Source organism: Sulfuricurvum sp. (genome assembly GCF_022759005.1).
In the GTDB taxonomy this organism is placed as follows: Bacteria; Campylobacterota; Campylobacteria; order Campylobacterales; family Sulfurimonadaceae; genus Sulfuricurvum.
Window position 1 is genome coordinate 1 of sequence record NZ_JAEMQA010000137.1, and the last position, 3,293, is coordinate 3,293.

Here is a 3,293-nt window from a genome sequence, read left to right on the forward strand (position 1 = left end):
AACATAGACTTATTAGACCTGTTGCAAAATAGTTCCGTTTTTTGCTGGGTGGGTGAGTAGTTACCAAAATATTTTCTTAAGGGATTCTGTGTCAAGATATTAATAATTCTTTCTATTAAGACACGTTTTATAAGTATAAAAAACGTCAATCTGAAAGTCTTATAGTATTTTTAAAGATGGGGTTTTAATGATTGCACGAAACTATTTTTCCACTCATCCTGTTTTACGTTATGCTATTGAAGAGATTGTGATAGCACATCGTGCGGATTCGATGATAACACAAAGTGATTTCATCCTGATTGCCGTTGCTCCCCATTATCCAATAGAGCAAATTTCCCATTTTATACAGACCTATTTCAAAACAGATCAATTTTTGGCATTTCACGCAGTAGATGCTTTTTCGGGGATGGAGACAGTTTCTGGAATTGCGATGTGTATGATGCAATTTGAACGTAAAGGGTCTATAAAAACTTTGATTTTAGACGACATCTTTGATAATCTTTCGGAGGCTATCGATATTACTGTTGATTATCTTGAGGCGAATCGAGACGCAACGCATTTTCTCTTTGCTGGATTGTGCGAGAATCGTTTTGCCTATTTCGTCGATGCACTTGAGAAAAGTGATTTGGACAAAGCTGTTTTTTCCAAACTAGTAGGAGGTGTTTGTAGCGGTCTGCACAACCCTCGTACAGGTGAAGTTGAAACCTATCAAGCAACTTCTGATCGTATTATAAAGAATGGTTTTGCATTGGTCAGTTTTTGTGAATGTGATTCTGTTATGTCTGTTTCGCTGGGCTTCAAGCCTGTAGGTGTTTCGTATACTGTTAATGAAGCATCCGAGAATCGGGTTATTTCAATCGATGATAATCGTTCGTTTGTCTATACTATTGATAAGTTGACACGCGATATTCCTGATTTCGAGATACGACATTTATGGTATTGCCCTATCGTTTTACTGGATGAGAAGGAAGGATATGTTTCGGTCGTTCGTACGTTCAAAGAAATACACAAAGATTCTATCGAATTTTTTGGACCGATTAAAGTGGGATCAAGGTTCAAACTCTCTTATGCTGAACCCTCAAATTTGTTAGAAGCGGATGTAAAAAGTGCGGAGAGAGTTTTAGACTTAATGCCAGAAGTCGATTTGGCGTTTAATTTTTCCTGTATTGCACGTCAGTATGCACTCGATACGAGACAGCATGAAGAAGCACTGGTCTATTCTACTCACCTCAATGCCCCTTTATTTGGTTTCTTTACATTCGGAGAGATAGGCCCTGATAAAAAACATACAGGGCTTAAATTTTACAATGAGACTTCATTACTAACAGGGATAAAAGAGCGATGACCAATACTATTAAAGTTCAATTACTACATAACCTTTTAGATGAAGTCTCTGGTCGATACGACTATTTGTACGATGCCAATCGCAATGCTCTTGAAAAAATCCAATATTCGGCTTCCCATGATACCCTTACAGGGTTAGCGAATCGTGTTGCGTTTGAAGAGAATCTGGAGCGTTCTATTTCTGCTGCCAAACGTCATGGGGATATTGGGGCGGTTTTGTTTATGGACTTGGATAATTTCAAACAAGTCAATGACACCATCGGGCATGAAGAGGGGGATCAACTTTTATGTGATGTGGCAAATAAAATTAAGCCACAACTTCGAGAGGAAGATTTTTTTGCCCGTTTTGGTGGCGATGAATTTGTTATATTGATTGAACGGATTTCGGATGATGTCGATCGTGCAATGATGGTTACTTTAGATATTTGTGAAAAAATTCTTAAATGTGCCAAACATTCGTATTATGTTGGTGGGCACACATTTTTTGTGACAGCTAGTATCGGAGCTGTTTTATTTGGATCTGAGGAGATGGCTATTCAGGGCGATTTGATCCGTCACGCCGATGTTGCGATGTACGAAGCCAAAAAGCGAGGAAAAGATCAAGTAGTATTTTTTGAGGAAGCGATTGAAACGCGTTTGAATGAACAGGTTTTAATCGAGAATAAGGTTCGTCTAGCTCTTGAGAGTGAAAGCCTTGTTCTCCATTATCAGCCTAAAGTAAATCGAGAAGGGATGGTTATTGGTCTCGAAGCGCTTGTACGTATCCGAGAAGATGATGGGAGCTTAATCTACCCTGATCGTTTTATAACGCTGTGCGAGGAACGAAACCTTATCGTGTCGCTATCCGAAAAAGTACTTATGGAAGTGTGTAATACTCTTAAATCATGGGAAAATGATGATAGGCTTGCTTTGATAGATATTGCGGTTAATATAAGCCCTGTATGGTTGTCTCAGCCTACTTTTATTGAGAATGTCGAAATTATTTTACGTGAGAGTGGTGCTGACCCACATCGATTGTTATTTGAAATTACTGAAAGTATCGAGCTGACGGATATTCAAAACAAAATGGTCGTTATAGAACGGTGTGCGAATTTAGGCATTCGATTCTCTTTGGATGATTTCGGAACAGGGTACTCATCGCTTGCGTATATCAAAGAACTTCCGCTGTATGAGATTAAAATTGACCGCTCTTTAATCGTACAGTGTGGAGAAAATATGGCGGGGGAAAAAAGTGAAAACCACAATCGATTTATACGCGCTATTATCGTTATGTCAAAGAGTTTGGGGCTAATTGTGACGATTGAAGGGATTGATACATCCACTGCGGCCAAAGCTTTATGGGAGATGGGGTGTGATGTCATTCAGGGATATTTTTATTCTAAACCTATCGATCAAAAAGCAGTAGAAGTATTTATTCTAGAGAACCACTTACAGATTCCCACCAACAACAAAACTAGCGAAAGCGATTTTATAAAGTAAAAAGCTTCCTTGAAAACAGCATAGTGTCCTGTCTTAGAGATATTTAAGAGTTCTAGTTGACGATTGAGGGATATCTTAAGGATTTTTGGCATTAGTTGTAGCTTGGACACCTTCACTATCAACCATTGCTTTTTTAGTCGATAAGTCCAAGCTTTTTAGCTTTCCCGCAAGCCAATCTCGCTCTATTATCGCATTAAGCATTTGCTCACCGATTCGACGAAACCCTTCTTGCTTATCAGCAATCAGTAACGGGGCCAACTCCTCAAGATCAAACTCGATTTTACTTCCTTTAAATTCCATGGCTATAACTCCTATTTTTTTCTCATCATAGCTGACATTGGAATTTACAGAAAATATTTTACGCTATCGAAACAATGGGAACAATGCCAATAATAGTGCATTTACGGCTATGATAAAGCTGAAAAATATTAACAATGTTTCTCACTGAGTTTTGTAACAGTTACTTGTGA

Annotated in this window: 3 protein-coding genes; 2 read left to right on the forward strand and 1 reads right to left on the reverse strand. The window is 38.4% G+C overall.

Annotation, left to right across the window (positions count from 1 at the left end):
- Positions 1–187: 187 nt before the first annotated feature.
- Together JHC35_RS08430 and JHC35_RS08435 are read left to right on the forward strand one after the other, a co-directional pair.
- Complete coding sequence (locus JHC35_RS08430) at positions 188–1,345, forward strand: FIST C-terminal domain-containing protein (RefSeq protein ID WP_295044174.1); 1,158 nt, start codon at positions 188–190, stop codon at positions 1,343–1,345.
- Entirely contained in the window at positions 1,342–2,823 is a 1,482-nt protein-coding gene (locus JHC35_RS08435; protein ID WP_295044177.1) for an EAL domain-containing protein, read from the forward strand. The genes JHC35_RS08430 and JHC35_RS08435 overlap by 4 nt, the downstream gene beginning before the upstream one ends.
- Before the next feature lie 75 nt (positions 2,824–2,898).
- Here the strand turns inward: JHC35_RS08435 and JHC35_RS08440 are convergent, their stop codons facing one another.
- Positions 2,899–3,123 carry a hypothetical protein gene (locus tag JHC35_RS08440; protein ID WP_295044180.1) on the reverse strand — a complete coding sequence of 75 codons (225 nt, stop codon included), beginning with the start codon at positions 3,121–3,123 and terminating at the stop codon, positions 2,899–2,901.
- Positions 3,124–3,293 lie beyond the last annotated feature (170 nt).